Annotated in this window: 28 protein-coding genes and 1 tRNA gene; 28 read left to right on the forward strand and 1 reads right to left on the reverse strand. The window is 48.0% G+C overall.

Annotation, left to right across the window (positions count from 1 at the left end):
* The 12 genes from Q0339_RS00345 to Q0339_RS00400 form a co-directional block, all read left to right on the forward strand.
* Window positions 1-1,274, forward strand: a 1,274-nt coding sequence (locus Q0339_RS00345) for a DUF1542 domain-containing protein (RefSeq protein WP_298076788.1), incomplete at its 5' end; no start/stop codon positions are given.
* A 196-nt stretch (window positions 1,275-1,470) separates the two neighbouring features.
* Window positions 1,471-2,106, forward strand: coding sequence for a hypothetical protein (locus Q0339_RS00350; protein ID WP_298076789.1), 636 nt, complete (start codon window positions 1,471-1,473; stop codon window positions 2,104-2,106).
* A gap of 76 nt (window positions 2,107-2,182) precedes the next feature.
* The gene (locus Q0339_RS00355; protein ID WP_298076790.1) at window positions 2,183-2,848 is read left to right on the forward strand and encodes a CpXC domain-containing protein; all 666 of its coding nucleotides are present in this window, start codon (window positions 2,183-2,185) and stop codon (window positions 2,846-2,848) included.
* A 74-nt stretch (window positions 2,849-2,922) separates the two neighbouring features.
* The gene (locus Q0339_RS00360; RefSeq protein ID WP_298076791.1) at window positions 2,923-3,558 is read left to right on the forward strand and encodes a PepSY domain-containing protein; all 636 of its coding nucleotides are present in this window, start codon (window positions 2,923-2,925) and stop codon (window positions 3,556-3,558) included.
* A gap of 106 nt (window positions 3,559-3,664) precedes the next feature.
* Window positions 3,665-3,817 (forward strand): hypothetical protein, encoded by a 153-nt coding sequence (locus tag Q0339_RS00365; protein WP_298076792.1) that lies wholly within the window; start codon window positions 3,665-3,667, stop codon window positions 3,815-3,817.
* Window positions 3,818-3,986: 169 nt separating this feature from the next.
* Entirely contained in the window at window positions 3,987-5,723 is a 1,737-nt protein-coding gene (locus Q0339_RS00370; RefSeq protein ID WP_298076793.1) for a glycoside hydrolase family 13 protein, read from the forward strand.
* Window positions 5,723-7,018, forward strand: a complete 1,296-nt coding sequence (locus Q0339_RS00375) for an alpha-amylase family glycosyl hydrolase (RefSeq protein ID WP_298076794.1) — start codon at window positions 5,723-5,725, stop codon at window positions 7,016-7,018. Before Q0339_RS00370 ends, Q0339_RS00375 begins: the two co-directional genes overlap by 1 nt.
* 234 nt (window positions 7,019-7,252) lie before the next feature.
* Window positions 7,253-8,503, forward strand: coding sequence for an extracellular solute-binding protein (locus tag Q0339_RS00380; protein WP_298076796.1), 1,251 nt, complete (start codon window positions 7,253-7,255; stop codon window positions 8,501-8,503).
* A 104-nt stretch (window positions 8,504-8,607) separates the two neighbouring features.
* Window positions 8,608-9,915, forward strand: a complete 1,308-nt coding sequence (locus Q0339_RS00385) for a sugar ABC transporter permease (RefSeq protein WP_298076797.1) — start codon at window positions 8,608-8,610, stop codon at window positions 9,913-9,915.
* Window positions 9,916-9,917: 2 nt separating this feature from the next.
* A complete protein-coding gene (locus Q0339_RS00390) occupies window positions 9,918-10,769 on the forward strand; it encodes a sugar ABC transporter permease (RefSeq protein ID WP_298076798.1) in 852 nt (283 codons plus the stop codon).
* Between the two features lie 147 nt (window positions 10,770-10,916).
* Window positions 10,917-11,780 carry a hypothetical protein gene (locus tag Q0339_RS00395; protein WP_298076799.1) on the forward strand — a complete coding sequence of 288 codons (864 nt, stop codon included), beginning with the start codon at window positions 10,917-10,919 and terminating at the stop codon, window positions 11,778-11,780.
* Window positions 11,781-12,254, forward strand: coding sequence for a YaiI/YqxD family protein (locus Q0339_RS00400; protein ID WP_298076800.1), 474 nt, complete (start codon window positions 11,781-11,783; stop codon window positions 12,252-12,254).
* A 69-nt stretch (window positions 12,255-12,323) separates the two neighbouring features.
* Here Q0339_RS00400 and Q0339_RS00405 read toward each other — a convergent pair whose 3' ends face one another.
* Entirely contained in the window at window positions 12,324-13,109 is a 786-nt protein-coding gene (locus tag Q0339_RS00405) for a DeoR/GlpR family DNA-binding transcription regulator (RefSeq protein WP_298076801.1), read from the reverse strand.
* A gap of 184 nt (window positions 13,110-13,293) precedes the next feature.
* On the opposite strand from Q0339_RS00405, the gene ulaG reads away from it, so the two are divergent.
* The 16 genes from ulaG to comGB all read left to right on the forward strand — a co-directional run bounded on the left by ulaG (window position 13,294) and on the right by comGB (window position 25,612).
* Entirely contained in the window at window positions 13,294-14,364 is a 1,071-nt protein-coding gene (gene ulaG / locus Q0339_RS00410) for an L-ascorbate 6-phosphate lactonase (RefSeq protein WP_070756120.1), read from the forward strand.
* Window positions 14,365-14,388: 24 nt separating this feature from the next.
* Complete coding sequence (locus Q0339_RS00415; RefSeq protein ID WP_298076802.1) at window positions 14,389-14,838, forward strand: PTS sugar transporter subunit IIA; 450 nt, start codon at window positions 14,389-14,391, stop codon at window positions 14,836-14,838.
* Window position 14,839: 1 nt separating this feature from the next.
* The gene (locus tag Q0339_RS00420) at window positions 14,840-16,324 is read left to right on the forward strand and encodes a PTS ascorbate transporter subunit IIC (RefSeq protein ID WP_298076803.1); all 1,485 of its coding nucleotides are present in this window, start codon (window positions 14,840-14,842) and stop codon (window positions 16,322-16,324) included.
* Between the two features lie 92 nt (window positions 16,325-16,416).
* Window positions 16,417-16,704, forward strand: a complete 288-nt coding sequence (locus tag Q0339_RS00425; RefSeq protein ID WP_023391861.1) for a PTS sugar transporter subunit IIB — start codon at window positions 16,417-16,419, stop codon at window positions 16,702-16,704.
* 11 nt (window positions 16,705-16,715) lie between these two features.
* A complete protein-coding gene (locus Q0339_RS00430) occupies window positions 16,716-17,354 on the forward strand; it encodes a 3-keto-L-gulonate-6-phosphate decarboxylase UlaD (protein WP_298076804.1) in 639 nt (212 codons plus the stop codon).
* 3 nt (window positions 17,355-17,357) lie between these two features.
* Complete coding sequence (locus tag Q0339_RS00435; RefSeq protein ID WP_298076805.1) at window positions 17,358-18,209, forward strand: L-ribulose-5-phosphate 3-epimerase; 852 nt, start codon at window positions 17,358-17,360, stop codon at window positions 18,207-18,209.
* Window positions 18,209-18,922: an L-ribulose-5-phosphate 4-epimerase gene (locus Q0339_RS00440; RefSeq protein ID WP_298076807.1), complete on the forward strand. Its 714-nt coding sequence runs from the start codon at window positions 18,209-18,211 to the stop codon at window positions 18,920-18,922. The genes Q0339_RS00435 and Q0339_RS00440 overlap by 1 nt, the downstream gene beginning before the upstream one ends.
* Before the next feature lie 110 nt (window positions 18,923-19,032).
* Window positions 19,033-19,692 (forward strand): hypothetical protein, encoded by a 660-nt coding sequence (locus tag Q0339_RS00445; protein WP_298076809.1) that lies wholly within the window; start codon window positions 19,033-19,035, stop codon window positions 19,690-19,692.
* 126 nt (window positions 19,693-19,818) lie between these two features.
* Window positions 19,819-20,481 (forward strand): hypothetical protein, encoded by a 663-nt coding sequence (locus tag Q0339_RS00450; RefSeq protein ID WP_298076810.1) that lies wholly within the window; start codon window positions 19,819-19,821, stop codon window positions 20,479-20,481.
* Between the two features lie 109 nt (window positions 20,482-20,590).
* Window positions 20,591-20,662: transfer RNA gene (locus Q0339_RS00455), tRNA-Arg, on the forward strand.
* 142 nt (window positions 20,663-20,804) lie between these two features.
* Window positions 20,805-21,248, forward strand: coding sequence for an HIT family protein (locus Q0339_RS00460; protein ID WP_023391867.1), 444 nt, complete (start codon window positions 20,805-20,807; stop codon window positions 21,246-21,248).
* Window positions 21,248-21,598 (forward strand): hypothetical protein, encoded by a 351-nt coding sequence (locus Q0339_RS00465; protein WP_298076811.1) that lies wholly within the window; start codon window positions 21,248-21,250, stop codon window positions 21,596-21,598. Before Q0339_RS00460 ends, Q0339_RS00465 begins: the two co-directional genes overlap by 1 nt.
* Before the next feature lie 100 nt (window positions 21,599-21,698).
* The gene (locus Q0339_RS00470) at window positions 21,699-22,673 is read left to right on the forward strand and encodes a peptidylprolyl isomerase (RefSeq protein ID WP_298076812.1); all 975 of its coding nucleotides are present in this window, start codon (window positions 21,699-21,701) and stop codon (window positions 22,671-22,673) included.
* An 83-nt stretch (window positions 22,674-22,756) separates the two neighbouring features.
* On the forward strand, window positions 22,757-23,302 hold the full coding sequence (locus Q0339_RS00475; protein WP_298076813.1) for a Gx transporter family protein: 546 nt from the start codon (window positions 22,757-22,759) through the stop codon (window positions 23,300-23,302).
* Window positions 23,303-23,520: 218 nt separating this feature from the next.
* Window positions 23,521-24,579, forward strand: coding sequence for a competence type IV pilus ATPase ComGA (comGA, locus tag Q0339_RS00480; RefSeq protein ID WP_298076814.1), 1,059 nt, complete (start codon window positions 23,521-23,523; stop codon window positions 24,577-24,579).
* Window positions 24,533-25,612: a competence type IV pilus assembly protein ComGB gene (gene comGB / locus Q0339_RS00485; protein ID WP_298076815.1), complete on the forward strand. Its 1,080-nt coding sequence runs from the start codon at window positions 24,533-24,535 to the stop codon at window positions 25,610-25,612. The genes comGA and comGB overlap by 47 nt, the downstream gene beginning before the upstream one ends.
* Window positions 25,613-25,638 lie beyond the last annotated feature (26 nt).

Genomic DNA, 25,638 nt, shown 5'->3' on the forward strand with positions numbered 1-25,638 from the left:
ACTTAACGCAAGAAGAGAAGGACGCAGCCAAGGCTAAGTTAGCTGATGCAGCTAACAAGGCAAAGGCAGCGATCGATGCGGCAACCACTAATGCTGAAGTAGATGCAGCGGTAGCAGCAGGTACTAAGTCTATAGCGGCCCAAAGCCCAACAGCGGATGCTAAGACAGCAGCCAAGGCAGCCATCGACCAAGCAGTGGCAGACAAGGCCAAGGAAATCGATGCGCGTACTGACTTAACGCAAGAAGAGAAGGACGCAGCTAAGGCTAAGTTAGCTGATACAGCTAACAAGGCTAAATCAGCGATCGATGCAGCAACCACCAATGCAGAAGTAGACGCAGCGGTAGCAGCGGGCACTAAGTCTATTGCCGACCAAAGTCCAACAGCCGATGCTAAGAATGCAGCTAAGGCAGCCATCGATCAAGCAGTTGCAGACAAGGCTAAGGAAATTGACGCTCGTACCGACTTAACGCAAGAAGAGAAGGACGCAGCCAAGGCTAAGTTAGCTGATGCAGCTAAGCAAGCTAAGGCAGCGATCGATGCAGCAACCACTAATGCAGAAGTAGACGCAGCGGTAGCAGCGGGCACTAAGTCCATTGCGGACCAAAGCCCAAGCGCGGATGCTAAGACGGCAGCCAAGGCAGCCATCGACCAAGCAGTCGCAGACAAGGCTAAGGAAATCGACGCTCGTACCGACTTGACGCAAGAAGAGAAGGACGCAGCTAAGGCTAAGTTGGCTGATACAGCTAAGCAAGCTAAGGCAGCGATCGATGCGGCGACAACCAAAGCTGATGTGGATGCAATTGTTAAGCAGGCCCAAGCTAACCTCAAAGATTTCAGCCCAAGTTCTGACAGTAAGTCGGATAGTAAGCTAGCAATCGATCAGGCAAGCCAGGCTAAGATTGACGCCCTCAAGGCTCGTAAGGATCTGAATGACGCGGACAAGGCTAAGGCTATTGCTCAAGTCCAAGACCTAGCTCAAAAAGCTAAGGACGCGATTGACCAAGCAAGCAGTCAAGACCAAGTCAAAGCCATCCTAGACCAAGCACTAACAGACCTTGCTGCGCTTAACCCAGCGCCAAGTCAAGTGCCATGTCCGGATTGCGAAACGCAAGCGCCATGTCCAGATTGCGATGCTAAGAAACAAGGTCTCTTACCAGCGACCGGGGAAACCAGCAACCAGACCTTCTTCTCTGCAGCAGCACTTGCTGTATTAGCAGGTCTAGGTCTAGTCGCAACCGGTAAACGCAAGGATGAAGAAGAGCAAGTGAGCTAAACTCATCAAGGCTAAGAACCCTAAAAAAACTGTCCTAGTGACAGCATGACAAGAGCTTGGGATTTAATCCCAAGCTCTTGTTTTTGTCATTCATTAAAAATTCATAGTTTATTCTTGCTAAACTCCTTCCGTTTGGCGGATTTTATGATAGAATAAGAGAGTAAAGTAGTAGCATTGTCGAAAAGGGGGAAGTACGATGCGGAAGAAGCAATCATTAGCGCGTCGTGGCTGGACTATGTTAGGCCTGCTAGCTCTATTCCTATTGGGAATGGGGCAGCCAGTCTATGCCAAACCAGACTGGTCCGAGAGTGCTCCCTATATCCATTTCGTCAATTACCACTATGTGGGCAATGGGGTAGAGGGTGGCGCCCGGGATGTCATTATGGAATATTCGCCGGATGCCAACGGGATTTTCCAAATCTCTGTCCTGGAAGGGACCAGCTCTAACTGTTATATCTACCAAATTAGACAGGACGGTCTCTACGAGCTTGCGCACTTTGACACCTATAGTGATGTGGAAGACAAGCGGACCACAGATGCCGCCAAAGACGACAAGCAGGCTTTGATTTTGCCAGCGGATTTGACGGTGGGCAAGGTCTACTATACCGGCTATGATAAGTCGGTTAAGAACACAGTGGTGGCTAATCCCATGACCTATGTCATCAATGGCAAACGCTACGAGAACACCGTTAAGGTATCGCGTGAATTGCCAAATGGTACTATCTATCTCTACTATGCACCAAAAGCAGGCCTCATTGCAGTCGAAGATCAGGCAGGCAACCCTGAGTTTGTTCTGACTGAAACCTACGGCAATGTCGCCAACACCCGTTAAGTCAACTTCAAGATTCAGTTGCTCGCAACTGAATCTTTTGGTATATATAGGAAGTAAAAATTAAAGGAGTGACCTTATGACCCGACACCATACCTATCCCATGATTTGTCCTAATTGTAACCATACACAAGATTTTCTCGCCTATGACAGCATCAATGTTAGTGCCAACCCTGAACTCAAGCCTCTGGTCATGTCGACTGATCTCTTGAGTTTCCACTGCGAGAACTGTGGCTATGACACCTTCGTCAACTATGGCTATCTCTACCATGACCCTAAGCATGTCTTCATGGTCTACTATGAACCTCAGCCTGAAAAGCATGTCCAGATTGCCCATGACTTGCGGACCATTTATTTCCGCGAGGAAGGCTATGTCCAACGCAAGGCAGGCTATCGCTTCCGCATTGTGCCGGAATTGCGTGATTTGTGGGAGAAGATTTTTATTTTCGAGGCAGGCCTGGATGACCGGGTAATCGAGCTCTTGAAATACTACCTTCAGGCCACCTTCCTGGAGCAGTATCCGACTGCCCAAGTGGAGCGAGTGCAGTTTTATGTGGATGGGGAGACAGGCCAGAAGCAATTCATTCTTATGCATGAGGATGACATTGTAGCCTTTATTGCCTTTGATCGGGATCATTACGATTTGATCTTAGAGCGCTGGGGTGACCGCATGACCCAGCATGAGTCCAACCTACAACTCATGGTCAATGCCGAATGGGTTGAGAAGTTAGTTTCAGAAGAATAATAGGTTTATAGGTTGACGTTCTACAATTGTCGTGTTATTATAAAGACAAGATAAAAGTATAGGAGGTCTTTACTATGACATTGAAGAAAAAATTAGCAAGTGCTTTCGTAGTCCTCTCCCTAACTGCTAGCTTAGCACCGACTGTATTGGCTCAATCCTCAAGCTCTAGCTCAGATTCTAGCTCAACAGCAGCCAATGCTAGCAGCAATGAGACCACTAAGCAAAATGCAACGACTTATGAGCAAGTCACTAAGACCGCAGAAGAATTCATCAAATCCTACCGTGAGGCACATCCTAAGCAAGATTTAACCACTGTTGAATTGAAGTATGATGATGACTTGAAGTTCTATGTGGTAGAATTCGAAGCAGTCGATGACGAAAATGAATACGAACTCAAGATTAATGCTGGCACAGGCGCAGAAGTTGCCAAGTCTGAACAAAGCTTGATTAAGGCTAAACAAGGGGGCGTAGAACGTCGCGAGGAAGGTCTGAACTTAGAGAAGAAGAAGGACTTCAAGGACATTAAGGCAGCTGCCGAAGCAGCAGTTGATATCAAGGGCTTCAATTTTGATCATTGGGAATTAGACCGCGAAGGGGCTGCGACTGTATGGAGTCTGACTTACAAGAAAGGTGACATCGATGTTGAAGTCAAAGTAGATGCTCAATCTGGTCAAGTGGTAGGTATCGATGACGATCGCTTGGATGATTAGACGCTGTCATCCAGAAGCTGCAGGGACTTAGTCCCTGCTTTTTTCTTTTAGAGGACTTGTTTGGGGCAGGCATTTATGGTAGATTTTCCATAAAGGAGTGAAGGCCATGAAGCAACAAGATGATTTACATAAGGAGAGCCTTCCTATCCAAGCTGCCTTGGATGAGGCTGACCGAATGGCCGCCCAAACGGACATTCGATTAGACCATGAGCAAGTCTTTGCTGAGATTCTTGCGAGAATTGACGCCGACAAGGCTTAAGCCATGTTAAACGCCCTAGAAAGGGCGTTTTTATATTGGGCAAAAGAGTTATGCTAGCAGTCGAAAATCCTCCCTTAGAACCAGCTCGACTTGATACCGGTAACCGCTTTCCTTGTTCTTGTAATCGAACCTCAATTCTGCTAGCATGAGAGTGACAAGGAGTGACTTTATGGAATTAAGCAGTATTTATCATCGTCCTGAGTCGGAGTTTGCCTATCTCTACGACCAGGAAAACATTCACCTGCGTTTGCGCAGTAAAAGAGGCGACCTAAGTAAGGTGAGAGTGGTCTTTCAAGATCCCTTCATGACCGATCAGGAAGAGGCCCAAATGACTCGCGTGGCTCAGACTTCGATCTTTGATTTCTGGCAGGTCCAAGTGACGGTGCCATATCGCCGTATCATGTATTACTTTGTCTTGGAGGACAGTCAGGGTCAGACCATGGTTTACGGCGATGATGGTTTCCATGAATCGGAGTCTGATCAGGATATCAACTTTGATTCTTTCTTCCGCTTGGCTTACCTGCATGAGAGCGAGCGGGCCAAGGTGCCGGAATGGGTCAAGTCTACTGTCTGGTATCAGATTTTCCCGGAACGCTTCAAGAATGGCCGGCCTGAACTCAGTCCAGAGCAGACCCAGCCTTGGGATGCCAAGATTAGGCCGACCTCCACGGATTTCTTCGGCGGTGACTTAGAGGGGATTATTCAGGAGCTGGATTATCTGGCAGACTTGGGCATCACGGGCCTCTATCTCTGTCCTATTTTCGAGGCGCCGACCAACCACAAGTATGACACCATCGACTATCTCAGCGTGGACCCGCATTTTGGCGATAAGGAAACCTTCAAACGTTTAGTGGAAGGCTGCCATGCTCGTGGCATTCGGGTCATGTTAGACGCCGTCTTCAACCATATCGGGGCCCATTCCAAGCAATGGCAGGATGTCAGAGAGCGGGGGGCGGATTCTCCTTACACAGACTGGTTCCACATCCACAAGTATCCAGTTGTGGACCCATTGACGCCAGGGGAGGTCCACCGGGAACAGGGTTTGAGCTATGAGATGTTCGCCTTTGAAGGCCGCATGCCTAAGCTCAACACCCAGAACCCAGAAGTTCAGCGTTACCTCTTAGACATTGCCAGCTACTGGATTCGCGAGTTTGACATTGACGGTTGGCGTCTAGACGTGGCCAATGAAATTGACCATGACTTCTGGCGGGCCTTTGCCCAGCAAGTTCGAAGCATCAAGCCGGACCTCTATATTCTGGGCGAAATCTGGCACAACTCCCAACCTTGGTTGGCGGGCGACCAATTTGATGCGGTCATGAACTACTTGGGCACCACCCAGACCACCCGTTATTTCTTAGAACATCGCGGTTCTGCCCAGAAATTAGTAGATGCCGTTTTGAGCCAGCAAATGCTCTACCGTCGTCAACACAATGAAGTCATGTTCAATCTCTTGGATTCCCACGATACCTGGCGGATTCTCAGTCTAGCCAAGGGTAACAAGGACCAGGTCAAGGCGGCCCTGGCCTTCAACTTTTTGCAGTTGGGCAGTCCCTGCCTCTACTACGGCACCGAATATGGCTTGGATGGCGACCACGATCCTGGCTGTCGCAAGGTCATGCCATGGGATCCGGCTCAGCAGGACCAAGACATGCATGCTTTTGTTAAGGCTCTGATTGCCTTACGTCACCGCTACAATGACTGGATTATTCAAGGACAAATTGACTATGAGGCCCTGGACAATGGGGTCAAGATTAGCCTGACCCACCAGGGCTCACGCTTGGTGGCCTACTTCAACCATGAAGGAAGTGTAAAATTCGACCAGCCGACTAAGCTCTGTCTGGCTAATGGTTACCAAGACAAGTGTTTGGGACCGGATGGTCTCATCATCTATGAGGAGGAAGTATAATGGCACATGATACAGCTTATGATTTACGTCGCAGCGTCATTTACTGCGTCTATGTTCGCAACTTCAGCCAGGAAGGGACTTTTGCGGGGGTCATTCCCCAACTGGACCGGCTTAAGGCCCTGGGCGTGGACTATATTTGGCTAATGCCCATTCATCCGCTAGGGGTGGATAAACGCAAGGGCCGTCTGGGTTCGCCTTATGCCATTCAAGACTATCGGGCGGTCAACCCCGAGTACGGGACTCTGACTGACTTCGCGGCCCTCTGCCATGCCATCCATGAGCGGGGCATGAAGGTTATGATTGACGTGGTCTATAACCATACGTCACCTGACTCTGTCTTGGTCAAGACTCATCCCGAATGGTTCTACTATAAGCCTGATGGCAAACGTGGTAACCGGGTAGGGGAGTGGACGGACATTGTGGACTTAGACTACCAAAACCGTGGACTCTGGGACTACCAAATTGAAAGTCTCCAATACTGGGCCCATTACGTGGACGGCTACCGTTGTGATGTAGCTTCCATGGTGCCTGTTGACTTTTGGCGGGAAGCCCGTAAGGCCGTGGCCCAGGTCAAGGACGATTTCCTTTGGTTGGCAGAGTCCGTTCATGCGGAATTCGTTAAGTCTCTGCGCCAGGAAGGGGTAGAGGCGGCTAGCGACAGCCAACTCTATGAGGCCTTTGACCTGACCTATGATTATGACATTTGGACAGCCTATGAACGCTATGTCCGCGGGGAAATCCCTCTGGACTGGTATCTGGAGCGTCTGTCCCTACAGGATATGATTTATCCTGACAACTATGTCAAGCTGAGTAATCTGGAGAACCATGACCAGCCACGCTTTGCTAGCGTCATGCCACAAGGTGCTTCCTTGCGTCACTGGTTGACCTTTAGCTTGATGCAGCGGGGGACCAGTCTGATCCATAATGGTCAGGAAATTGGCGCCAGCCATCTGCCTAATCTCTTCGACCGGGATCCTATTGACTGGCAAGGAGGGCAGGAAGACTTAAGCGACTGTCTAAGCCGTCTGATTGAGATTAAGAAGTCGGCCCTGCCAGTCCAAGGGGCTTATGACTTGGTGGGGGACAGGGACTTAGACCTGGTGAAAATCTCCTACAAGCAGGCGGGCTCCCAAGACCTAGCCTTGTTGGCGCTGGTCTCCCTCAAGGGCAAGTCAGGCGACCTAGCGGTTGATCTGCCAGACGGGGACTATGTCAATGCCTTGACTGCAAAATCTGTGACCGTCAAGGATGGCAAGTTGACCGTGGCCGAGGACCCGATTGTGATTATCTTATAATAGAAAAGAGTCAAGTGAGAATGGCCTCGCTTGGCTCTTTATTTAGTAGGATTAAGGCATCAAATTAGCCATAAACTAGGAGCCTTTACAAGCTAAGACTGGTCATATTTTCATGATATAAGATGTTATCGGTAACACGGAAATTTAACTTGAAAGCCGTTTCGTTTTATTGCATAATAAACTTGTAACGTTTGACGAAAGCGTCAACATACTATCTTTAAGGAGGATTTCGTAATGAAATTTAACTGGAAAAAAATTGCAATCGGGACTATGTCTGCAGCTATGGCTTTAGCAGCATTCCCATTCGGCGCAGTAAAAGTTGCAACTGCCCAAGAAGCTAAATTGGTGATCTCTGGTGGGGGCTTAACTGACTACCTCAAAGCAAACATCAAAGACTTCGAAGAGAAAAACAACGTGAAGGTTGAAATCTCTGACAACACTGACATGTTCGGTATGTTAGATGCTTTAGCTTTAGACGGCCCTGCTGGGAACGGTGCAGACGTTTATATCGCACCTAACGACCGTGTAGGTGCTTTAGCAAAAGCTGGTCACTTATCAGAAGTGAAATTATTAGACGACGCTAAGTACGATGACAAAGACAAACAAGGTGTATCAATCGACGGTAAAGTATACGGTGCGCCATCTGTTATCGAAACCATCATCATGTACTACAACAAAGACTTATTGAAAGAAGCGCCAAAATCTTTCGATGAATTAATGTCTTTATCTAAAGACGACAAGTACAAGTTCGCAGGTGAAGAAGGTAAGAACGTTGCCTTCCTCGCTCAATTGACTAACTTCTACTTCAGCTACGGTATCTTAGCTGGTTACGGCGGTTATGTATTCGGCCAAAACGGTACAGATCCTAAAGACATCGGTTTGAACAACGACAAGTCTGTTGAAGCCATCAACTACATCAGCGACTGGTACAAGAATGTATGGCCAAAAGGCATGTTAGACGTTAAGTCTTCTTACGACTTCATGAAACAATCCTTCATCGATGGTAAGACTGCTGCTATCATCACTGGTCCTTGGGAAGCTAAAGCCTTCAAAGATGCTAAAGTTAACTTAGGTGCTGCTAAATTACCTTCATTACCTGGCGGTAACGAGTACAAACCATTTGCCGGCGGTAAAGCATGGGTTATCTCTGAATACTCAGAAAACAAAGAATTGGCACAAAAATTCTTAGACTGGGCATCTTCTGAAGAACAACAAAACAAATTGTACAAAGGCTTCGGCGAAGTTCCTGCTAACCACGTAGCACGTGAAGCAGCAGCTAAAGACGATAACGAAATCACTAAAGCGGTAATCGATACCTTCGCTAACGCAGTTCCAATGCCAAACATCCCACAAATGGCTGAAGTATGGGCAGGTGCTGAAAACTTAATCTTCGACGCAGCTTCAGGTAACAAGTCTGCTAAAGAAGCAGCTGACGCAGCGGTAGAATTGATCAAACAAGCGATCGAACAAAAACACGGCGAATAAGCTGATAACTAACCACTCAAGCTGAATGATCTGGTAGCCTTCGGCTACCAGGTCTTTTTGCAAGAGAAGCGCAACTATTAGTATATTGAAATGGAGGTATTATTATGGCAGACACGGTTGCACCGCGTCAAGATGAGCGTAAAGCCATGAGCCTGTCTCTGATTCCAGGTCTGGGACAATTCTATAATGGCCAAACCCTCAAAGGGATTATCTTCCTGGCTTTGACTGCACTCTTTATCTTTGAAATGTTTACCTTCGGTTATGGCGCCCTCGTGGGCTTTGTGACCTTGGGTTCCGTTCCTAAGCAAGACCACTCCCTCTTCCTCTTAATTCGTGGGAGCTTGCAAATCATCATTACCATTATCTTCTTGGCCTTCTATGGGGCTAACATCTTAGACGTACGTTCCATCGCTCGCAAGATCAACAAGGGCGAGAAAATCTCTAAGACCTTGAAGGAAATGCTCCACAACATCTATGCGGATGGTTTCCCTTATCTCTTAATTATTCCATCTTATATCTTTATGGCCTTTGCCATTGTCTTCCCAGTATTGGTGACGGTATGTACAGCCTTCATTAACTATGACTTCAAACACACGCCACCTGCTAAACTCTTAGACTGGGTAGGGATTGAGAACTTCTGGAACATCTTCAACCTCTCAACCTTCCGTGATGCCTTCATGGCGGTCTTCACTTGGACCTTGGTATGGACCATCTGTGCGACCACCTTACAAATCGTGATTGGGGTCTTCACTGCCATTGTGGCTCACCAACCATTTATCAAGGGTAAACGTATCTTCGGGGTTATCTTCCTCTTGCCTTGGGCGGTACCAGCCTTCATTACCATCATGACCTTCTCTAACATGTTCAATGACTCTATCGGGGCCATTAACACGCAGGTTATTCCATTCTTGAACCACTTGATTCCATTTGTGGATCTACCAACCGTGGCTTGGAAGACCGACCCAAACTGGACCAAGGTAGCCATTATCATGATTCAAGCTTGGTTAGGTTTCCCATATGTCTATGTCATGACCACTTCGATCCTGCAGTCCATTCCTGAAACCCTCTATGAGGCAGCGAAAATTGATGGGGCAGGGGCTGTCAAACGCTTCACCGCCATTACCTTACCGGTTATCTTGTCGGTGGCAGCACCAATCTTCATGACCCAATACACCTTCAACTTCAACAACTTCTCCATGATCTACCTCTTCAACGATGGGGGTCCGGGTTCTGTTGGGGGCGGTGCCGGGTCAACCGACATCTTGATTTCTTGGATCTATAAGATTACCACTGGTCAATCACCACAGTTCTCCATTGCGGCGGCCTTGACCTTGATTATCTCCTTGATTATCATCTCGGTATCCTTATTCGTATTCAAGAAGACCAACGCCTTTAACATTGAGGAGGCCTAATCATGAAAAATTTGACTAAATCAGCGAAATTTTCCCGTTATGTAGGCCAATTCCTGACCTATTTCTACATGGTTGTCCTCTCCATCGTCATCATTTACCCGCTCTTAATCACCGTAAGTTCGGCCTTTAAGGCAGGGAACGTGACAGCCTTCTCCCTAGACTTAGGGATGCAATGGTCCTTGGACAACTTCACCCGTCTCTTCAACGAGACCAAGTACCTATCTTGGTACCGTAACACCTTGTTCGTCGCGACGACTACCATGGTGGTGCAAGTCTTCGTTGTCACTTTGGCAGGTTATGCTTACAGCCGTTACAACTTCATGGGCCGTAAGAAATCCTTGCTCTTCTTCTTAATCGTGCAAATGGTGCCAACCATGGCTGCCTTGACTGCCTTCTACGTTATGGCTGTCTTGCTCAACGCCCTCAACCAATTCTGGTTCCTCTCTCTGATCTACATCGGCGGTGGGATTCCAATGAACACCTGGTTGATGAAGGGTTACTTCGATACCGTGCCTTACGACTTGGATGAATCTGCTAACCTTGACGGGGCAGGCCACTTCCGAATCTTCTGGCAAATCGTCTTGCCATTGGTGCGCCCAATGATCGCCGTGCAAGCCCTCTGGGCCTTCATGGGACCATTCGGGGACTACCTCTTGGCTAAGTTCTTGCTGCGTAAGGAAGAGTCTTATACTGTCGCAGCCGGTCTGCAAACTCTGATTGCTGACCAACGTAACCAACGGGTTGCGCTCTTCGCGGCCGGTGCTATCTTAATCGCCGTGCCAATCTCAGCCCTCTTCTTCATGTTACAGAAGAACTTCGTGACCGGTTTGGTTAACGGGGGGACCAAGGGCTAATATTAGCACTTTATGGGGCAGGAAGCTTTTCCTGTCCTTTTTTGTTTAGAGGGGGAATTCTTCCCTCATGACCTCTCGGCCTGGTTTTCCAGCGGGTGCCTTTATGGTATACTAGAGAGGTAGAATTCAATGAAAGTAGGAACCCGGATGTCCACAAAAGCATTTCCCCTTAATTACTTTGCCGCCATGGCAGGGCCAGTGTCAGCCTTCAAGGAGCGGCAACCCCTCAAAGTCAGACAGACCCTAGCTGTGATTCTCTTGATTATTAGCGTCATGATTCTGCCCATTGCGGTTAAGATTGGCCAGCTCAAGATTGTCAGCCTAGATCAATTTGCTTCCCAGTCTATGGCCCTGCTAGACGACCAAGTAGCGGAGCAAGTGTCTCATTATGCGACAGGTCCCCAAGGTCAGCTGGTCATGCCTAGCCAAGACATCAGTCTGCGTGACGATGACCAAGGCCGTGTCATGCTCCTGGCTCAAGATGATAGCCAGCTGCTAGAAGCTAGCCTGTCAGGCAAGGCGGGGGTAGCCTTCACACCTGAACGTTTCGTGGTGACGGCTGCAGGCAATCGCTTCCTGTCCCAGCCTTATGACCCAGAAGCTGACTTTAGACTGGCTACTAGCGCCGACAGTCTCAACCGGCTCCTATCTGGCCAGTGGTTCCAAAATAATCGCCTAGCCATTATTCTGACCATTCTCATTAATTCCTGGCTCTTGCTAGCGGTCAGCTTCCTAATCATGCTCTTTGGTGTGGCGGGCTTCCTGTCCTTTATGAAGTTCACGGATATCTTCTCCATTAAGTCTTATGGCCAGGCCTTCCGGGTCTGCCTCAACTGCTTCGGTTGGCCAACCTTGGTGGCCGTCCTGGTAGGCTTTGTGACGGGTAACCCAGCCCATGTCCTAACTGGGTTGGGCATTGCCTTTATGGCCATGATTATGTGGGTTTACTGGGCGACGCATTTCCAAGATGCCTATGTAGAAGCCAAGTTGGCGGCCCAGGAGGACAAGTAGATGCGGATTCTGCTGGATGGGGATGCCTGTCCTGTTAAGGCCGAGGCCATTAGCCTAGCCGCCAAATGGGACTTGCCTGTCATTATCGTGGCCTCCTATAACCATGTCAGCAAGACCGACTATCCGTCCCATGTCCAGACGGTTTATGTGGAGCGGGGCGCTTACCAGGCCGACTATAAAATTGTGGCCTTGGTCAAGGCGGGCGATATCGTGGTCACCCAGGACTATGGTCTTGCGACCATTCTCCTTAACAAGGCCATTGTCTTGCATCACATGGGCTGGCGCTATCGGCCAGAAGCCATGGACCAGCTCCTAACCCAACGTTATATGGGCCAGGTCAGCCGGCGCAAGACGGGACGCTACGGAGGCAAGGGGCCCAAGCCCTTTAGTCGCCAGGACCGGGAGCGTTTCTGGGCCTCACTAGAAGCCATCATTAGACAAGAAAAGCATCAAGAAAAGGGAGCCGGCCAGTGAGCTTGCTCCCTTTTGCTATATAAAAAATCAAGCCCCACTTGCTTAAGACTAGCAAGTGGGGCTTGTGCTTTAGTTGGCTTCATCAATTTGGATGACGGTCACGCCAGCCTCTTCGATTTCCTTGAGGCGGGCAGGGTCGCCATAGGTGTCGGTGATCAGGATGTCAATCTTTTGAATGCCGGCCACCTGGAAGTTGGAGGTGACCCCAATCTTGCGGTAATCAGCCACCACGATGACTAGGCCGTGGGAGTTCTGGACCATGAGTTGGTTGACCTTGGACTCGCGGAAGTCGCCAGTGGTAATGCCGACTTGGGCGTTAATACCGGAGCAGCCCATAATGCAGATATTGGCATTGATATGGCGCAGGGAATCAGCCGCCAGTTCACCGACCAAGGCCGCCTTAGGAAAATGAATCTCGCCCCCTGACAGGATAATGGTCGAACTTGGGTGCATTTCCTGTTCGCTCATGCGCAGGTTGTTGGTGACGACCGTGACTGGGGTCTCCTTGAGATAGTCCATGACGTGCATGGCGGTGGTGGAGGTGTTCATATAAATGGTCATCTTTTCTTCTATATAAGTAGCGGCTTTTTCAGCGATGGCCTGTTTGATTTGTTCGATATGGGGGTTTTGGGTATCGCCCTCGAAAAAGGGCACCTCATTGAGGATGGCATAACCATGGTGGCGTTCGATGATACCCATCTTAGCCAGCAGGTTCAAGTCGCGCCGCACCGTCATGGTAGACACCTTGGCCAGTTGGGCTAGGCTTTCGACGGTTAGACTCTTGCTAGGAGATTGGTTGAGGGCCTGAATCATCAAATCACGCCGTTGACGAACATCTTGGACAGAACGTTTCATGGTGGACACTTCTTTCTAGTAATCTATAAGGACATTTTACCACAAAACAAGCATAAAACAAACATCGAACACAATAAAAGCACATTAAATGTTAAATCGAACATAAAATTAGCTTGTAAGCGGTGCCTAATTGCGTTATCATAGACATGTAAACATCACTCGACACAAGTTAATGGAGGTAATAATGATGAGAACAATCCAAGATGTAACAAAGGATACTTGGTTGCGCGAGACCTTCCCAGAATGGGGGACTTGGCTCAACGAAGAAATTCGTGACAAACAAGTAGAGCCAAATTCTTTCGCTATGTGGTGGTTAGGCTGTACCGGGATTTGGATCAAATCCGATCAAGGCACCAACATCCTTTGCGATCTCTGGACCGGTACAGGTAAACGCAGTCACGGGGCCGGCAACATGAAGAAAGGTCACCAAATGATGCGTATGTCTGGGGTAGAAAAACTCCAACCAAACTTACGTAACCAACCATTCGTCCTGGATCCATTCGAAATCGAAGGCGTGGACGCTTTAGTGGTAACGCACATCCACTCTGACCACTTAGACATTAATACGGCAGCGGCAGTGGCTAAGAACTGCCCAGAGGCTAAATTCGTAGGTCCTAAAGCCGTGGTTGATACTTGGCTCAAATGGGGTGTCCCAGCAGAACGTACCGTGGTAGTGCGTCCTAACGAATCCGTTAAGATCAAAGACATCGAAGTGGTCGCTTTAGAAGCCTTCGACCGGACCGCCTTAGTGACTTGGGATGGTGACCCTGAATATGAACTCAAGGGTAAAATGCCACAAGACATGGACCAAATTGCCGTCAACTACCTCTTCAAAACTTCAGGTGGTAACATCTACCATGCCGGCGACTCTCACTTCTCTAACATGTTCGCTAAACACGGTAACGAACACAAGATTGATGTCTGCTTAGGGGCCTTCGGTGAAAACCCTCGTGGGATTACTGACAAGATGACCTCTGTTGATATCTTGCGTATGGCTGAGTGCTTGAATGCCCGCGTAGTCATCCCAGTTCACCACGATATCTGGACTAACTTCATGGCGGACACCGATGAAATCTTAGCCCTCTGGAACATGAAGAAAGATCGCTTGCAATATGACTTCCAACCATTTATCTGGCAAGTAGGGGGGCAATACAACTACCCACAAGACTTGAACAAGTTAGAATTTAACTTCTACCGTGGCTTCGACGATGCCTTCAGCAAGGAAAACGACGTGCCATTCCCATCCTTCTTATAAGACTGAGCTAGAGGAGACTGACTAATGTTAAGAGAAATTATTGACGGCAATCGTTTCAGCTTCCAAGCTGGATACGATTCTTGGGAAGATGCCATTCGCGCTGCCTGTGAGCCCATAGTGGCTCAGGGCGTGATTGAGCCAGAATATCCAGGTTACATCATTGCTAATGTCCACGAATTTGGACCTTACATCGTGATTGCGCCGGACATCTGCATTCCCCATGCTCAAGAGGGAAGAGGGGTGAATGAAACCGCCGTTGCCTTTATGAACACAGACAAGCCAGTTGACTTCGGTCCTGGCGCTGATTTCCAACCTCGCCTTTTCTTCGTCTTGGCATCTACAGACAATGAGAAGCACTTGGAAAACCTCTCTGAACTCGTGACCTTGCTCGATTCAGAAGAAGTGGTGGAGGCCTTTGTTAAGGCCCGCAGCAAGGAAGACTTACAATCTATTTTAGGGGGATTAGGTGAATAATATGGAATTTTTATTCGGTTTCTGGCAGTTTTTCTATGCCAACATCTTTACCAAGCCTGAATACTTTGTCGGGCTGATTGTCTTAGTTGGTTATTTACTCTTGGGCCGCAAATGGTATGATGCCCTTGCTGGTTTCATCAAAGCCGTGGTCGGTTATATGATCTTGAACGTGGCAGCCGGCGGTTTGGTGTCTAACTTCCGTCCAATCTTGGTCGCTTTGGCTGACCGTTTCCAATTACAAGCAGCGGTTATCGACCCATACTTCGGGCAAGCTGCAGCTGAAGCAGCTTTGAAAGAAGCAGGTCACGCCACTGGTTTGACCGTGCAAGTGCTCTTAGTGGCCTTCTTGGCTAACTTAGCCTTAGTTATTTTCCGTCGTTTTACCAAGGTGCGTACCGTCTTCATTACCGGTCACATCATGGTCCAACAATCTGCAACAGCTACCTGGCTCTTGGCCTTGGCTTTGGGCAATGACGTCAACCAATTACAATTCGTGCTTGTCTTAGGGATTGTGCTTGGGGTTTACTGGGCAGTGGCTTCTAACCTTACCGTGGAACCTACTCAAGAACTCACTGAAGGTGGCGGCTTCGCTATCGGTCACCAACAAATGTTTGGTATTTGGTTAACTGACAAGTTAGCACCAAAACTTTCTGGTAAGAATGACCGTAAGATTGAAGATTTGGAATTGCCTGGTTTCTTGTCTATCTTCAAGGAATCCATCGTGGCAACTTCTATCTTGATGATTGTCTTCTTCGGTGCTATCCTCTTAATCTTAGGTAAAGACTACTTAGTCAGCGTCAATGGTCAAGAAATTCTAAAGCTCAAGATGACGACTCTCAAGGAAACAGACGACTTCTTCTTCTACATCATGAAGGTTGCCTTGACCTTCACCGTTTACATCCAAGTATTGCAACTTGGGGTGCGGATGTTCGTTGCGGAATTGTCTGAAGCCTTCCAAGGGATCTCTAATAAACTCTTGCCAGGTTCTATGCCAGCGGTTGACTGTGCGGCTGTCTACGGTTTTGGTTCACCAAACGCTGTGACTGTCGGCTTCCTCTTCGGGGTGTTGGGTCAATTAGTGGCTATCATCGGTTTAATTGTCTTCAAGAGCCCTGTCTTCATCATCACTGGGTTCGTGCCTGTCTTCTTCGACAACGCGACCTTCGCTGTCTATGCTAACCACAAGGGTGGCTTGCGTGCCGCTTCTATCTTAACCTTCGCGTCAGGGGTCATCCAAGTATTAGGTGGTGCCTTGGCAGCAGGTGCCTTCGGCTTAGCTAAATACGGCGGTTGGCACGGTAACTTCGACTGGGACACTGTCTGGGTTGGGTTCGGTTTCTTGATGCAAAACTTACACTATGTAGGTTTGGCTGTCGTATTAGTGATCCTCTTGGCAATTCCTCAATTGCAATACCTCAAGAACAAGGAACACTACTTCACAATTGCAGAAGATTACGAAGCCTATTTAGAAGCAAAAGAAGCTTAATCGTAGTATAATAAAAAACGTGGATGGCTTGACTGCGCTTACACCGGTCAAGCCATACCAATTTAAGTAAGAATGAAAAAGGAGCGAGTAAAATGAAAGTATTAGCAGCATGTGGTTCAGGGATGGGTTCAAGCCAAATTATTAAAATGAAGATTACCAATGTCTTCCGCAAAATCGGAGTGCCTTTGGAAATCCACCACTGTGCAATCGCCGAAGCAAAATCCTTGGCTAAAGGCTATGATGTGGTGATCTGCTCCAAAGCCTTAATCGATGTCTTCGATGGCTTAGATTTACCAAACACTAAAGTCATTGGCTTACAAAACCTCTTATCTGAAAAAGAAATCACTGAGAAATTAGCTGAAAACGGCATTGGCGCCTAAGGAGGTTAAGCATGGGAATTCCTAATTTACAAGTTGCCTTAGACCATTCTAATCGTCCTGATGCCGTAGCGGCTGCCGTATCAGTTGGCCATGAAGTCGACATTATCGAAGCAGGGACCGTGCTTTTACTGGAAGTAGGGGGCGAAGTGGTACAAACCCTGCGTAAGATCTTCCCAGACAAAATCATCGTAGCGGACACCAAGTGTGCCGATGCGGGTGGGACTGTGGCTAAGAACGTGGCTAAGTACGGGGCTGACTGGATGACCTGTATCTGTAGCGCCACTATTCCAACCATGAAGGCCGCAGCCAAAGAAGTTAAGGAAATCCAAGTCGAACTTTACGGTGACTGGACTTATGAACATGCTCAACAATGGTTAGACGCTGGTATCAGCCAAGCCATCTACCACCAAAGTCGTGACGCCCTCCTAGCAGGTGAAACCTGGGGTGAGCGCGACCTGAACAAGGTTAAGAAATTAATCGAAATGGGCTTCCGTGTCTCTGTAACAGGTGGGCTCAACGTGGACACCTTGGAACTCTTCCGTGGTGTCGATGTCTACACCTTCATTGCCGGTCGTGGCATTACGGAAGCAGCAGACCCTGCTGCCGCAGCCCGCGAGTTCAAGGACAAGATCCGCGAGATCTGGGGTTAGGCTATGACAACATTTGGTATTTATGAGAAGGCCCTACCTAAGGGCATTTCCTGGCAGGAGCGGCTAGAGTTAGCGGCCTCCTTGGGCTTCGACTTCGTTGAAATGTCCATTGACGAGACCGACGAGCGTCTGGCCCGCCTGCAATGGACCGATCAAGAGATTGAAGCCGTCAACCAAGCCCAACGCTCAACAGGTATCCGCATCTATTCCATCTGCTTATCCGGTCATCGCCGCTATCCATTTGGGTCGGCTGATCCCGCTAAGCGCCAAAAGGCCTTGGAAATGATGCAGGAATGTGTCGACTTAGCGGTTAAGTTAGGCGTCCGCAACATCCAATTGGCCGGCTATGATGTCTACTATGAAGACAAGACCGTGCTGTCGCGTGAGCTCTTTATTCAGAACCTGGACAAGGCGGTGAAGATGGCAGCTGCCAAACAAGTCATGCTGTCCATCGAGATTATGGATGATCCCTTCATCAACTCCCTGTCTAAATTCATGGAAATCAAGCAACAAATCAAGTCACCATGGTTACAAGCCTATCCTGACTTGGGTAACTTGTCAGCTTGGCCAGAAAACAATCCGGGTTACGAACTAGAGAAGGGGATTGACCACATTGTGGCCGTCCATGTCAAGGACACCAAGAATGTGACCCCAGACTTCCCAGGCCAATTCAAGTGTGTGCCATGGGGTGAGGGTGATGTCGACTTCTTAGGCTGCCTTAAGACCCTTAAACGCTTAGGATATGAAGGCACCTTCCTCTTCGAAATGTGGAGTGAGACCGACGACCAGCCTGCTGAACGTATCAAGGAAGCACAAGCCTTCCTAAAACCAATCTTTGAGGAGGCAGGATACTAATGAATCGTGAAGAAATCATTGCCAAAATGAAAGAACGCGTCTTCAATGCCAACTTGCAATTGCCTGAATGGGGTTTGGTTCAATTAACTTGGGGTAATGCCTCGGAAGTTAATCGCGACTTAGGCGTTATTGTCATCAAACCAAGTGGTGTTGACTACAAGCAGATGACACCTGACCAAATGGTGGTGACCGACTTAGACGGCAAGCCACTGGAGGACGATAGCTATCGTCCATCGTCTGACCTGCCAACCCATGTGGTGCTTTATAAGGCCTTTCCTGGCGTTAATGCCGTGGTGCACACTCACAGTAAGTATGCGGTTTGTTGGGCACAAGCTGGGCGTGATTTGCCTTGCTACGGGACGACACATGCGGATACCTTCTATGGGCCAGTGCCATTAACTCGGCATTTGACTGAGACAGAAGTGGCGGAAGCCTACGAAGTCAATACTGGGGTGGTCATCGCGGACACCTTCAAGGAACGCAACTTGGATCCATTGGCAGTACCAGGCGTCTTGGTTCAAGGACATGGACCTTTCACTTGGGGGCCAAGTATTCAAAAGGCCATCGAGAACAGCTTGGTATTGGATGAGGTCTGCCATATGGCCCTGGAAACAGAAGCCATTAACCCAGATATTCAACCTCTACCACAATATGTGCTGGATAAACACTATTTCCGTAAACACGGGGCCAACGCCTACTACGGACAAAAATAAGCTAAACAAGGCTAGGACAAGGGTCCTAGCCTTTTTGTATGGATCCAATCTTGTATTATGATTCTCAATAAGATATAATTAAATTATCAACATGTAAAGGTGGTCATTGAATGAAAAAACTACTCCTATCTGCAGCTTTTGCCTTAAGTTTAGTTGGCGCCCTAGCTCCAACCGTCTTGGTAGCAGCAGAAAGTTCATCAAGTTCCTCCAGCGCTTCTAGCGAAGCCGCTTCTTCTAGTTCAGCAGAATCTTCAAGCAAGAAAAAATCTCATTCAGAAGCAGACAAGGCTAACTGGGGTAAACGCAGCACACCGGTACCTTTAGGCCAAGAGAAGGAAGTTAAATATAACGACTATATTGGAGGTAAAAAGGTTGATGTAACGGCTAAGCTTACCGTCTTAGAAGTTCTCAAGGGCAAAGAAGCTGAAGCTAAACTAATAGAGTTTGAAAGCTTTAACAAAGAAGCTATCAAAAAGTTGGATAGTAATTATGAGTTAAACTTGATTAAACTCAAATTTGTTTATGAAAAGGGCGACGAAGATGAGCCTTTAAAAACGCCTTACCGACCAAAAGTATTTGATGCCAAAGGTAAAGAAGTTAAGGTGGATTTCTATGCGGATGTGCCAAACGAGAAGAGGTTCTCCGATATTGAACTCTATCCAGGTAGTGACCATGAAGGGTATGTGGTAGTAGCTGTTCCTAAAGGTGGCGACTATTCAATTTCCTATGACTTTGGCAAGCCTGTTTTCTTCAGCACAACTAAGGAATAGAAGCATGCAAGTCCGGCTAGGGCCAGGAGCCTGAGCCGGGCTTTATGATTGACAGTCAAGGCTTTATTGTCAGGCAATTGGCAATAAACTATAATCTATTTATTAAGATGTAAAGGCGGTTATGGAATGAAAAAAAGACTCCTATCAGCAGTTTTAGTCCTAAGCCTAGTAGGTGCTGTGGCCCCAACCTTCTCGGCGGTAGCAGAAAGCTCTTCAAGTTCTTCTAGCACTTCTAGCGAGGCTGCTTCCTCTAGCTCAACAGAATCTTCCAGTAAGAAGAAAGCTCATTCAGAAGCCGATAAAGACAAGTGCGGCAAGCCTGATAGTCCCGTTCCTTTGGGACAAGAAAAGGAAATTACCTATAAGGAATATTTTGGCGATCAAAAGGTGATGACCACCATTAAGCTTTCAGTTCTAGAAGTTCTTAAGGGCAAGGAAGCTCAAGATAAATTACTAGAATTTAGTGATTCAAATCAAGGTGACATTGACAAGTTGGATAGTAAGTATGAATATCATCTAATTAAGGTCAAGTTAGCCTATGAAAAAGGCGACGAAGATTATCCTTTAGACACTATTGAAATATTTCCAAGAGTTTTGGATCTTAAGGGTAAGCAAATTGAGCAAGAGGTCTTTCCAAGCATTCCAAAAGAGCGCATGTTTTTAGATTATAGTCTCTTCCCTGGTGCTGAACATGAAGGCTATATCGCGATTATGGTTCCCAAAGACGGTGATTATAGGGTCTCCTTCAATCTTAACGACCCTGTTTTCTTCAGCACAACTAAGGAATAAGATGATTCAGTCCGGATGGGGCCAAGCCTCGTCCGGGCTCTTCTTATGCCAAAATTCCAGGGAAAGACCTTGCCAAAAACCACCTTCTGTGGTAAGATAATCAAGTACTGTCGCCGTAGTGTAAAGGATATCACACAAGATTCCGGTTCTTGTAATGGGGGTTCGATTCCCTCCGGCGATGTATGGAAAGCCCCTCTCTAGGAGGGGCTTTTTTGATGCTGATTGAAGCCTCAGGAGGGCCAGGTTGCTCCCAATCCTTTTCCATACACTTTCACCTATATTTGTGGTAGACTAGCATCATAGAATGTGAGGAGGCGACTGCCATGACAGATTGTATTTTTTGCAAGATAATTGAAGGCCAGATTCCCAGTGCCAAGGTCTATGAAGATGAGGATGTCTACGCCTTTTTAGATATTACTCAGGTGACACCGGGCCATACCCTGGTCATTCCTAAGACCCATGTGGCTAATATTTTTGAATATGATGAGGACTTGGCGACTAAGGTCATGACCAAGTTGCCTAAGATTAGCCGGGCAGTCCGCCGTGCCTTTCCTGATATGTTGGGGCTTAATATCCTCAATAACAATGGTCAGGCAGCCGGCCAGACGGTTTTCCACTCCCATATTCACTTAATTCCCCGCTATCAAGGGGACAGCGATGGCTTTGGTTGGTCCTTCGCCGACAACAGCAAGTCTTACACATCAGAAGAATTTAGCGCTCGGGCGGCTGCTATTGCCAGCGCCTTAGCACAAGAGGAGGAAGCATAATGGGTAAATTTACACGCGGGTTCGTCTTAGGCGCTTTGGCGGCTGGAGCTTGGACACTACTTAATGTCAAACAAGATGGGGCGACTACTCGCCGCCAGCTTAAGTCTTATGTCAATGATTTCTGTCAGGATAGCCAACAACTGGGGCAAGATACTTGCCGTATTCGCCGGGCCTTACACGAGGTAACTGACAAGGGCTTGCCGCTCTTACAGTCAACGGTAGGGGAAGTACAGACGCTCTTACGTCGTTTTCAGGAATCCAATGGCCCCCGCATCCGTCGCACCCAGGAAAAAGTTGAAAAACTCAACTCAGATTTAGAAGAAGCCCAGGAAAATGTGAATAAATCGTAATCTTTTCGTGGATTTTCGACTTCTTCATACTCATTTCACAGCAAATGTGTTATAGTAGTACAGTAATCAAAAAATTAATGTTATATAAGGGATTGATTGAATGAAAAGAACAACACTTAACCGTATGATGGCTTTTGCCTCTGTCTTAGTTTTATCAGGCGCTCTTGCCAATACTGCAAGCGTGGCTTACGCGCAAGACAACGTTGCCACTGTGGGTGACCAAACCATCACCAAGGAAGACCTCTACAACCAAATGAAAAAAGACGCTGGTTTAGTAACCTTGCGTTCTATGATCTTGCAAAAGGTATTGGAAATGAACGCGTCCAACGCTGCAGACATCAAGAAGCAAGCTGAAGAAGAAGTCGCTAAGCAAATCGAAAAAGTAGGTGGCGAAGAGAAGTTCCAAGAACTCTTAACCTACCAAAAATTAGGTTCAGTTGAAGACTTCAAGAACCAAATCTACATCCGTAACCTCTTCAACGAAGTAGTTTCTAAGCAAATCGACCAATCCGATGCAGCCATCGAAGACTACTACAACAACACTTACCAACCTAAGATGGAAGCTCAACACATCTTGGTTGACACTGAAGAAGAAGCAAAAGACATCATCTCTAAATTAGATGCTGGCGAAAGCTTCGACGAATTAGCTAAGACCTACTCTAAAGACGGGTCTGCCCAACAAGGGGGGCTCTTATCACCTTTTACTTCAGGTCAAATGGTCAAGGAATTTGAAGATGGGGTTAAGGGTCAAGCGAATGGCGAGTACACCAAGACACCTGTTAAAAGTAAGTTCGGTTACCACATCATCAAGACCATCAACAATGGTGAGAAGAAGCCATTGGCAGATATCAAAGACGATGTCAAAAAAGAATACTTAGACAGCAAGATTAAAGACCAAAAATTCTCTTACAAAATTATTGGTAAATTAATCGAAGCGGCTAAGGTTCAAATTGACGATGCTGACTTGAAGGATGCAGTCAAAGAGTTAGTAGACTTAGCTAACAAACCAGATGATGTATCATCAAGCAGTTCAGAAGCTTCAAGCGAATCTTCCAGCGAGTCTTCAAGCAACTAATTGGCTTTAATTGACTTTTGCGCCTTAGGCTGACTAGGGCGCAATTTTTCTATTTTAATCTTGGCTCAGAAAGGAGGGTGCCCATGCAGCGCCACGGCCATCGAATGTTGGTTTATCTCTCGCTTCTGGTCGCCCAAGGGGTGGTCATTAGCATATTTGAACGTATGTTGCCGTCGCCTTTTGTCTTTGCGCCGGGGGCCAAACTAGGTTTGGCCAATATTGTCACGCTCCTGGCTCTTTTCACCTTGACGCCACGCCAGAGTTTTCAGGTGGTTAGCCTGCGTTTACTGGTCACCCTCCTAGTAGGGGGAACCTTCTCCATGTTCTTCTATTCCTTGGCGGGGTCCTACCTATCCTTCGGGGCCATGCTCTTGGTCAAGCAGCTGGGGCCTAAGCGGGTTTCGGTCATTGGACTCTCCATACTGGGAGGCATGCTCTTCAATGTGGGCCAGTTGTCAGTAGCCGCCTGGTTCGCCCGCTCTTGGACCCTCTTCAACTATCTGCCCTGGCTCAGTCTAGGGGGCTGTCTGGCCGGGCTAGCTGTCGGGGTCTTGGGCTACTATCTCTTGGAAAACAACCACACCTTACAATACTACCAGCAGGTCAGCCAGAAGGAGACCTGGTTTTAGCAGGATGGGACTTAGGTCCCGTCCTTTTTTATTGCTTATATAATATTTGTATATTAGTTAAATAAGAAAAATTAAATATTCTTTGGTTTTAGATTCAAGGAATTCCGCTAAAAAACAGCTTTCCCATCCTCATATTGCCAAACAATATCCCGAATTCCCTGGATTTTTTCGGATAAAAGTGTCCCTTTTTGGGTATTTATAAGTGAGGGGGAAATTCTATGTCCTTAGCAATTGAAGAACAAGCCCATGATCTCATTGTTAAAGCCGTCTCCCAAGGTGTATCCGACATCCACCTGATGCCCAAGCCTGACCACTATGTCCTTTACTTTCGTCTCAATGGCCTCTTACATGAAGAGGGCCGTCAGGACCTGGACTGGGGCAATCGGCTCATCAATTACTTCAAGTATCGGGCGGATATGGATGTGGGGGAGAAGCGTAAGCCCCAGTCGGGCGCAAGCCATCTAGAACTAGACGGACAGGCTGTGGAATTGCGTTTTTCGACCATTGGGGATGTCCACATGCGAGAGTCTTTGGTCATTCGGGTTATACAGTCGCAAGCGCGTCAAGGCGGGCCTTTGCTGACTTATTTTCCCAAGGACCTGGACATTCTGCGGCGCTTAATCCGACGCAAGTCGGGCCTCATCCTCTTCTCGGGTCCAGTCGGTTCGGGCAAGACCACCACCATCTATCACCTGCTTAGAGAACGACTGCAGCAGGAGTCCATTCAGGTGATTACCATGGAAGATCCGGTGGAAATCTTCGAGCCCCGTTTCCTACAGACCCAGATAAATGAAGCGGCTGGTATCTCTTATGATGTCATGATTAAGGCCAGTCTCCGCCATCATCCGGATGTCTTAATGATTGGCGAAATCCGGGACGAAGAGACGGCTCGCATGGTCATCCGGGGTGCCTTGACCGGGCACTTGATGATTGCCACGGTCCATGCCAAGGATAGCTTGGGCGTCATGGCGCGTTTGGCTGAGCTTAGTATTAGTCAGGCTCAGCTGACCCAGACCTTGATTGGTATTGTCGGTCAACGGCTGATTCCGCGCTATTGTAGTCTCTGCCAAGCTAGTTGCCAGCTAGCCTGTCAACATCACCCGGTTGGGGCTAAGCGCTTGGCCTTGCTAGAGATTCTGTCAGGACAGGCCTTGCGCCAACATCTGACCCAGGAGCTGGCAGAGCCTGCCTATCAGACCCTGAACGACAAGCTGAGAAAGGCGTGGTCCTATGGCTTCATCGATGCGAAGGCCTACCTACAATTTGAAGTGGTTTGAGCGGCTCAACCAACCCAAGAAGCTGCCCCTAGTCCAACAAGCCTATGTCTTGTCGGTCCTAGCGGATTTGTTGGGTCAGGGCTTTGCCTTAAGTAGGGCCCTGAATTTTTTGGCCCTCTTAATGCCTAAGTATCAGGCCTTGCTTCTGAAAGTGGAGGCGGCCTTAGTAGAAGGGCAGAGCCTAGAAAAATCCCTGGCCCAATTAGGCTTTGGGACCAAGATCGTGGCTCAACTCTTCTATGCCAGTCGCCAGAATCGCCTGCAGGAAGCCTTAGTTCAAGCAGCTCAGCGCCTGGATCAGGCCCGGCTCTTCCGTAAGGAAATGGCCAAGCAATTAGCCTATCCGGGCATGATGGGACTCTGTCTAGTCGGCATGCTATTCGGCATGAGAACCTTTATCTTGCCCCAGGTCACCAGCTTTATTAGCCAGGAGGTTTATGAGCGGGAATGGCTAGTCCGCTTCTTAATTGGCTTTTTCACCTATTTGCCCCAACTGTCCTTGGTCTTACTGGCAGTGGGCTTGCTAGGTCTGGGAGTAGGGGGACTACTCCTGCAAAAAGCCTCTTACCTCAAGCGCTATGCCTGGCTGAGGCCGCTGCCGCTTCTAGGAAAGTGGCTGTCCTGGCAGCTAACCCAGCAGGTAGCCTATGAGTTAGGCTACTTTCTGGCAGGTGGTCTATCCCTCCAACAAATGTTGCAGGTCTGGATGGACTATCCAGTCGATCCTTTTCTGGCTGAACTAGCCCATTATCTGATGGCCGGCTGTCTGGAGGGGAAGCCCCTAACCCAGCAGATAAGCCAGCTAGGTCTCTTCACCCGCCAATTCCCTCTCATTATTGAGCAGGGTGAATTGACCAGCCAGCTATCAGCCAAATGCCTAGTCTATGCGGCCAAGTTAGGTCGAGATTTGCAGGAAGACATGACCAAGAAAATCCACTTTATCCAGCCTATTCTCTTTATCTTTATCGGCTTGCTGGTGGTGGCCATGTACTTGGTGATGATGCTGCCTATGTTGACCATTCAGGGCTTGTAGTTTTGTGCAAGGACAAAAGGAGGTCA

The sequence above is a fragment of the uncultured Abiotrophia sp. genome (genome assembly GCF_938010525.1).
GTDB lineage: Bacteria > Bacillota > Bacilli > Lactobacillales > Aerococcaceae > Abiotrophia.

Coding starts and splice junctions, on each gene's coding strand:
- Q0339_RS00450 (WP_298076810.1), top strand. CDS start 19,819: ATGAAAAAAAGACTCCTATCAGCAGTTTTAGTCCTAAGCCTAGTAGGT.
- Q0339_RS00475 (WP_298076813.1), top strand. CDS start 22,757: ATGCAGCGCCACGGCCATCGAATGTTGGTTTATCTCTCGCTTCTGGTC.
- Q0339_RS00380 (WP_298076796.1), top strand. CDS start 7,253: ATGAAATTTAACTGGAAAAAAATTGCAATCGGGACTATGTCTGCAGCT.
- Q0339_RS00470 (WP_298076812.1), top strand. CDS start 21,699: ATGAAAAGAACAACACTTAACCGTATGATGGCTTTTGCCTCTGTCTTA.
- Q0339_RS00350 (WP_298076789.1), top strand. CDS start 1,471: ATGCGGAAGAAGCAATCATTAGCGCGTCGTGGCTGGACTATGTTAGGC.
- Q0339_RS00405 (WP_298076801.1), bottom strand. CDS start 13,109: ATGAAACGTTCTGTCCAAGATGTTCGTCAACGGCGTGATTTGATGATT.
- Q0339_RS00365 (WP_298076792.1), top strand. CDS start 3,665: ATGAAGCAACAAGATGATTTACATAAGGAGAGCCTTCCTATCCAAGCT.
- Q0339_RS00420 (WP_298076803.1), top strand. CDS start 14,840: ATGGAATTTTTATTCGGTTTCTGGCAGTTTTTCTATGCCAACATCTTT.
- ulaG (WP_070756120.1), top strand. CDS start 13,294: ATGATGAGAACAATCCAAGATGTAACAAAGGATACTTGGTTGCGCGAG.
- Q0339_RS00460 (WP_023391867.1), top strand. CDS start 20,805: ATGACAGATTGTATTTTTTGCAAGATAATTGAAGGCCAGATTCCCAGT.
- Q0339_RS00435 (WP_298076805.1), top strand. CDS start 17,358: ATGACAACATTTGGTATTTATGAGAAGGCCCTACCTAAGGGCATTTCC.
- Q0339_RS00355 (WP_298076790.1), top strand. CDS start 2,183: ATGACCCGACACCATACCTATCCCATGATTTGTCCTAATTGTAACCAT.
- Q0339_RS00400 (WP_298076800.1), top strand. CDS start 11,781: ATGCGGATTCTGCTGGATGGGGATGCCTGTCCTGTTAAGGCCGAGGCC.
- comGA (WP_298076814.1), top strand. CDS start 23,521: ATGTCCTTAGCAATTGAAGAACAAGCCCATGATCTCATTGTTAAAGCC.
- Q0339_RS00370 (WP_298076793.1), top strand. CDS start 3,987: ATGGAATTAAGCAGTATTTATCATCGTCCTGAGTCGGAGTTTGCCTAT.
- Q0339_RS00440 (WP_298076807.1), top strand. CDS start 18,209: ATGAATCGTGAAGAAATCATTGCCAAAATGAAAGAACGCGTCTTCAAT.
- comGB (WP_298076815.1), top strand. CDS start 24,533: ATGGCTTCATCGATGCGAAGGCCTACCTACAATTTGAAGTGGTTTGAG.
- Q0339_RS00415 (WP_298076802.1), top strand. CDS start 14,389: ATGTTAAGAGAAATTATTGACGGCAATCGTTTCAGCTTCCAAGCTGGA.
- Q0339_RS00390 (WP_298076798.1), top strand. CDS start 9,918: ATGAAAAATTTGACTAAATCAGCGAAATTTTCCCGTTATGTAGGCCAA.
- Q0339_RS00385 (WP_298076797.1), top strand. CDS start 8,608: ATGGCAGACACGGTTGCACCGCGTCAAGATGAGCGTAAAGCCATGAGC.
- Q0339_RS00425 (WP_023391861.1), top strand. CDS start 16,417: ATGAAAGTATTAGCAGCATGTGGTTCAGGGATGGGTTCAAGCCAAATT.
- Q0339_RS00430 (WP_298076804.1), top strand. CDS start 16,716: ATGGGAATTCCTAATTTACAAGTTGCCTTAGACCATTCTAATCGTCCT.
- Q0339_RS00375 (WP_298076794.1), top strand. CDS start 5,723: ATGGCACATGATACAGCTTATGATTTACGTCGCAGCGTCATTTACTGC.
- Q0339_RS00445 (WP_298076809.1), top strand. CDS start 19,033: ATGAAAAAACTACTCCTATCTGCAGCTTTTGCCTTAAGTTTAGTTGGC.
- Q0339_RS00395 (WP_298076799.1), top strand. CDS start 10,917: ATGTCCACAAAAGCATTTCCCCTTAATTACTTTGCCGCCATGGCAGGG.
- Q0339_RS00360 (WP_298076791.1), top strand. CDS start 2,923: ATGACATTGAAGAAAAAATTAGCAAGTGCTTTCGTAGTCCTCTCCCTA.
- Q0339_RS00465 (WP_298076811.1), top strand. CDS start 21,248: ATGGGTAAATTTACACGCGGGTTCGTCTTAGGCGCTTTGGCGGCTGGA.